This window comes from Chitinimonas sp. BJB300 (genome assembly GCF_002735695.1).
Lineage (GTDB): Bacteria > Pseudomonadota > Gammaproteobacteria > Burkholderiales > Chitinimonadaceae > Chitinimonas.
This window is the reverse complement of sequence record NZ_PDZH01000169.1, coordinates 1-6,208: the sequence shown is the minus strand read 5'-3', so window position 1 is coordinate 6,208 and position 6,208 is coordinate 1. Positions and strand designations below refer to the sequence as shown.

Genomic DNA, 6,208 nt, shown 5'->3' with positions numbered 1-6,208 from the left:
CGACGGGCTGGTTGGCAACGAAAGCGCGCTGGGGGACTGCAAGCATGACTGAACTCCGATAATAAGGAGTCAATCAGCTTGGTCACTGTCCAGCGACGGCGATAGATGCTGGCCTCCGGGTATTTACGATCAAAGAACTCCCGGAGTAGTGTCTGTTCCAGCAGTCGGTCACGATTGGCGCTGAAGGTGCTGTGATCCCAGATCGGGTCATCGATGCCAAGACCGACGAACCAGCGGAACAGCAGGTTGTAATCCAGTTGCTCGACCAGCAAGCGTTCGCTACGGATGGTGTATAGCACTTGCAGCAGCAGTGCTCGCAACAAGCGTTCCGGAGAGATCGATGGGCGACCAGTGCAGGCATAACGGGCTTGGAACTGTGGGCTCATCGCAGCGAGAATGGTATCGACCGCCTGCTTGAGCGGCCGCAAGGGGTGTATCGTAGGGACTCGGCTGTTGAGGTCGACATAACTGAACATCGCGCCTTGAATTAGGTCGTCGCCACGCATAAGGAAGAAGAATCGGTATGGAGTGGTGGGATGATCTCATCCTGCGGTGCACTATGACTACTGAGGAGGTGGGTTTTTCAACAGCCTGTTAGATGTAAGTTAAATTTTTTGCGCTGGCTGTTGTGCTTGAAAAGTCACCAGTAACGTAGAAGAGATGAATTAGAATATTTGGCGATTGGTGTGAGATAAACGATAACGTGCATAATCAGTAATCATATTCAATTGATTCTCTTCTTTTTCCGCCCAGGAGTCTGGCAGGATTATACCTGCTTGTATCTTTATTACACGATTGGGTTCGTCAATAATAAAGCACGCGTCCTCCGCCATGAAGGCTTCGTGTTCGTTATGACACACGCTGTTATTTTTATTTATCAATGTAGTTCTTTGGAAAAAGTCATTGTGGCTTCTAAATTTAATACATATGTAATGTACTCCTTTTTCCAAAACATACACACGAGGATTCCTACCGATTTTACACACTTCCACACCTAAAGATTTCTCTTCAACACGTAGTGATTCAATAGAGTTCCATGCAATAGTAGGCAGCTCGATAGACTTCAAGCGTAAGTGAGAGCTTGTTAACTCCACATTGGTACCAATAAAATCCAATAGATAATCTAAAATCAAAATTTTTAACAAATAAAAACTCAAGGGCAGAAATAATAGAATGGTCATGCCCATAAGGATTTTATCGTTCGCTAAGCTATTAAAATCTGTTACCGCCTTGGATAGGTAGTAAAGGGATAGCAGTAGCAGCGGGATTATTAAAAGCAGTTTAACTATTTTTAATAAAAGATTCTTTTTTATTATAAGTGGCTTCATCATTAAATATCCTTATGTCCTGGTACTAATCACATCAGAAATATATTAATCATTAGTACAACATCATTTTTTTATTGTGCATAGCACCAAGCCTTGGTCAAATTACCACTTACAAAGCCACCAGTGCTGAACTGTGGATTGACCATGTGGATGGTGCACTACATGTTCTTTTTTACTAGGGGCGCTTCATGTTTTACATGGGTGGCCATAGGAGCCGGCTGGGCATGGCAACCATGCTTTGGGCGTTTACGCTTCAGCTTGCCGTATCGGAACGGCTACTGCCCGGTAATGTTTCAGCCGTGTAAAGTCGTTCTCGACCCGATGCCACTAGCGATACAACCCTCTGTCCAGATTCGCATTGCCCCTGATCGAGTTTCGCTTCCTTGGAATCACCAGTTGTACGCTCTGCGCCACTATCATCTGTTCGCGTATGCGCTCACTGCCATACCCCTGTCCGCCCTGATCACTGGCAGCACAGGCACTGTGCGAAGGGCCTTCATCCAGGCGTTGTCAATGAACACTGACTCAAAGTCGGGTTCTTCGACCTAGGTCTTGAAAACCCTGCGCCACTTGTTTTTCAGCGATCACGCTTTCCCGGAAAATTGAGCGTGTCGTTCGAACCCATTACCTCGCTTTCACGAGCGGTTTCCTCTTCGCCTTCCGATTCGTCGTCTTCGCTCATCGTGTCCTCGGCCTTGGTTGGCCAGACGGCATTTTGCATATCAATACCGCTGACAAAACCCTGGCCTGGTTGGGCGCTGCGGTAATACCACTCACCGCCAATTTTGACGACATCGGCCGGCTCGGGCATTTCGTAATGTGGCATGTCCTTCAATGCTGGCTTCATAAAGCGCATCCACTGGGGCAAGGCCAATTGAGCACCTGCCCCGTTATTGCCTAGTGAACGCGGGTGGTCAAAACCTATCCAGCTGATGGCGACCAGACTGCGTTGATAGCCCGCAAACCAAGCATCGCGTACCTGGTTGGTGGTGCCGGTCTTACCGCCAATATCGGTGCGTCCCAGTTGGTTGGTTTGATAGGCCGTGCCATTCTGTGCGACTCCCCGCAGCAGGCTATGCATGATAAATGCGTTGGCTTCGCTCAATACACGGGGGGCATCGGCGTCTGCTTGTGGGGCTTTGCTGACATATAGCAGCTTGCCACCGCTATCCCGTACTTCGCGAATCAGGTACGGCGTGACTTTGTAGCCACCGTTTGCAAACACGGCATACCCGCCCGCCAGTTGCAGTGGCGTGGTATCACCCGCACCCAACGCCAGCGGCAGGTAAGGTGGCATTTGCTTGTTTTCAAAGCCAAAGCGCGTGATGTAGTCGCGTGCATAGGGCACGCCGATAAAATCGAGCACCCGTACTGCCACTTGGTTTTTGGATTTCTTCAAGCCCGAACGCAATGTGATGGGGCCTGCCGACAGCCCATCGTCGTTTTTTGGTTGCCAGACTTCATCCCGATTCGGGTCGAGTTTGATTGAAAAGGGGGCGTCGTTGACCAAGGTGGCGGGCCCGACACCTTTTTCCAGCGCGGCCGAATAGATAAAAGGCTTAAAGGCGGAGCCGGGCTGGCGAATTGCCTGCGTAGCCCGGTTGAAGTGATTGACCTCAAAGTCGAAACCGCCAACCAAAGCCTTGATCGCGCCATCCTGCGGTTGCAGTGCTACGAGGCTGCCCTGTACTTCGGGCAACTGGCTGATTTCGGGCTTCTTGGCGTCTCCCCAATACAGACGGATGATGGAACCGGGGCGCAGCCGCAGGTTGATTGCTGCATCGCTACGCAGGCCGCGGCTGGCGAAACGTAGGCCAGTGCCGGTGATACGGTGGACCTCGCCATCGCCTGTCATGGCGTTTACTTCGCGGCTGTTGGTGCTCAGCACCACGGCGGCGGGCAGTGCGTCGGCGTTGGGGTGGCGCTCCAATGCGGCTTCGATGGTATCTTCGCGCTCCGCATTGCCTTCTGGTAACGCAATAAAGCCTTCTGGGCCACGGTAGTCGTGTTTGCGGTCATAGTCGAGCAAGCTGGTGCGCACAGCGGTCCAGGCCAGCACCTGCGTGGCGTAATTAAGCGTGGTTGTAACGGCCAGACCCTTGGTGTTAGCCGCTTCCCCATACTGAGCCACCATTTGTTGGCGTACCATTTCGGCGGCGTATTCGGCATAGGGTTTGGCAGCAGGGGTGGCGGTGGTGCCCAGCGCCAGCTTGAGAGGTTCGGCAACGGCGATTTCATAGCGTTTGCTATCGAGATATCCCAGTTCCTGCATGCGCTTGAGAATATATTCTTGCCGAACGCGCGCGCGTTTGGGGTTGACCACCGGGTTGAAGGTAGCCGGTGCTTTGGGCAGGCCAGCCAGCATGGCTGCTTCAGCTAGCGTGATGTCTTTCAATTCCTTACCAAAATACACTCGTGCCGCACTGGCAAAGCCGTATGCACGTTGGCCTAGGTAGATCTGGTTCAGATACAGCTCCAGAATATCGTCCTTGCTGCGCACGGCTTCAATTTTGTAGGCCACCATGATTTCGCGCAGTTTGCGGGTGAAAGTCTTGTCCTTGGTCAGAAACAGATCGCGCGCTAGTTGCATGGTGATGGTGCTGGCGCCCTGGCCACGTGCACCACTACCCAGATTGGCCAACCCGGCACGTAGTATGCCCAGCACATCGACCGCGCCATGTTCATAAAACCGTGCATCTTCAATCGCCAACACAGCATGCTTCAGGTCTGCTGGCGTATTTGCCAGTTTGACCAAGCTACGGCGTTCCTGACCAAATTCGCCAATCAATACGCCGTCCTCCGAATACACCCGCAACGGTACCTTGGGCTTGAGGTTGTCGAGCTCAGCCAGTGAGGGGAGATCTTGCTGTAACCACCAGCTGCCGGCTGCCAGCCCCAGGCCGATGAGGGCCAGTAGGCAAAGCAACGCGATACGCCAGCGTCGCCAGAAGCTTCTTAGCCGCGAGGGCCGGGGGGGATTAGGCAGGGGTTGTGGGTCTGATGTTGTCACAATGGTCTACAGCGTAAGCGGCGCGAATGGGGTCATATTGCAAAATCATCGGCATCTTATCCTTTCCACCCCGCTACCGTGTATGCCTTGCGTAGCCGGCAATCGGCACCCAATACCTGATGGCGGGCGGTAGTTGCGATATAGGAGGCTCTAAGACATGACCTGCTGAATTCAACATATAACAGATCATCTGACCGCTAAGGTTGATCGGCAAATGAATCAGCAAGAGGTAAGAATGGATCTTGATCAGCCTTTGGCGCAGGGTAGTGCGCTTGAGAACGATAGGCTCTCCCGGCATTCTTTTGCCGAATCGGCGGTTCATGCGTTAAAAGCAGTCTCTCCAAGAGGTGGTTTCGTCTTGTCGGTCGAAGGCGCCTGGGGGAGCGGTAAAACCTCGGCATTAGCAATGGTGGAGGATCTTTTGCTTCAGCAAAAGGAAACGGACGAAATTAAACGGCCCATCATTGTTCATTTCAATCCTTGGCTGGTTGGCGACCGTGATGCACTGCTGCGAAACTTTCTAGCGCGAATCGCTCAAGCGCTTAAATTGCACGATCCTGCTGATGGAGCCAAGAAGGTCGCCCGAGAAATCAGGGCATATGCCAAGGCTTTTGATGTCGTGAAGTTGATACCCGGTGCAGAACCCTGGGCATCAATCGTTAAGTCGGTATTTGAATCCGTAGGTCATGCGACTGACTCTATCGCAGAATATAAAATGCCGAATCTGGAAGAGCATAAACAACGTGTCAAGGATGCGTTGTATGAATATCCAAGACCTATCATTGTCTTTATTGACGATATTGATCGGCTGTTTCCGCCAGAGGTCTTTGAAATGGTGCGGATTATCAAAGCTGTTGGGGAGTTGCCCAATGTTGGATATGTTTTGGCTTGGGATCCCACTTATGTCAGTGAGTCACTGAAGAGTCTAAAGGTAGCGCATCCTGAAATGTATTTAGATAAGGTGGTGCAAGCCCGGATACCACTATCAACGTTGTCTCGCTTATCACGACAGACACTCTTTAAAAATGCATTGGAAAAGTTGCATCCTGATGCACGAACATCATATTTCAAGGGAGATGAGGATCGGCTGTTCAATCTTTATTTTTCAGGGCTTCGGGAATTACTTGAGCAGCCCCGTGATGTGATTCGATTATTTAATACGGTGCATATAATAGAACCCGCACTACGCGGGGAAGTCGTGCTTGCTGACATTGTCGGATTAGCCGCCTTAATGACCAAGGCGGCGCCAGTTTTTGAGTTGGTCAGTAGGAAACCGCATTATTTTGCCGGCCCGGCCTCAAAGGACCAAGTATCAAAAGATAAAGCGCTGGAAATGATCAGCGGTGGAGCCCAAGCGAGGGAAACTGCATTGGAAGGTTGCTCTTCACCCATCGATGCCAAGCGTGTAGTTCATTTTTTATTTCCATTGGTAGCAAAGTGTGACAACTCCCCCGTTAAAGAAAGCACGTCTGAAGTAGGAGGCTGCATCGCAAACCCTAGTCGGTTGTTTGTTGCACTTCAGCGGGGCTTCAGCGCTTCGGATATTAGTTTCGAGTCTGTAAGGAAATTATTACTGGAACCTGCAAAGCGTAATGAGGTACTGCACTCTTTGACTGAAGAGAATTGCATGGAGTTTATGGAATTTCTGGGTGATACGGTTAAGGCATTCAGTGAGAAAGGCATTGCGGACGTAGAAAGCCTTTGCTTGGCTTTGGGTACTTTGCCGGATAAAAAACCTTTTATTAACTGATGTTACGCAGTGCATACGCTAACCTGTCGCAATGAAGAACAAAGAACTCGATTTGTACACCGACTATTTGCTGAGCACGTTTGGTGCGGCGACAGCAACGGGCTTGTCGGCGATGGTAGG

Annotated in this window: 4 protein-coding genes and 1 pseudogene; 1 reads left to right on the top strand and 4 read right to left on the bottom strand. The window is 51.0% G+C overall.

Annotated features, from left to right (window positions below; genetic code table 11):
* The 4 genes and pseudogenes from CSQ89_RS19065 to CSQ89_RS19055 form a co-directional block, all read right to left on the bottom strand.
* Positions 1 to 506, bottom strand: a 506-nt coding sequence (locus CSQ89_RS19065) for a transposase (protein ID WP_143747098.1), incomplete at its 3' end; no start/stop codon positions are given.
* 159 nt (positions 507 to 665) lie between these two features.
* Positions 666 to 1,331 carry a hypothetical protein gene (locus tag CSQ89_RS19060; RefSeq protein ID WP_099407639.1) on the bottom strand — a complete coding sequence of 222 codons (666 nt, stop codon included), beginning with the start codon at positions 1,329 to 1,331 and terminating at the stop codon, positions 666 to 668.
* A 190-nt stretch (positions 1,332 to 1,521) separates the two neighbouring features.
* A pseudogene (locus CSQ89_RS23325) lies at positions 1,522 to 1,912 on the bottom strand (hypothetical protein); the annotation flags it as partial.
* Entirely contained in the window at positions 1,906 to 4,137 is a 2,232-nt protein-coding gene (locus CSQ89_RS19055; protein WP_374701381.1) for a penicillin-binding protein 1A, read from the bottom strand. The gene CSQ89_RS19055 and the pseudogene CSQ89_RS23325, both read right to left, overlap by 7 nt.
* A gap of 415 nt (positions 4,138 to 4,552) precedes the next feature.
* Between CSQ89_RS19055 and CSQ89_RS19050 the strand changes: the two genes are divergently transcribed.
* Positions 4,553 to 6,088 (top strand): KAP family P-loop NTPase fold protein, encoded by a 1,536-nt coding sequence (locus CSQ89_RS19050; protein WP_099407637.1) that lies wholly within the window; start codon positions 4,553 to 4,555, stop codon positions 6,086 to 6,088.
* Positions 6,089 to 6,208 lie beyond the last annotated feature (120 nt).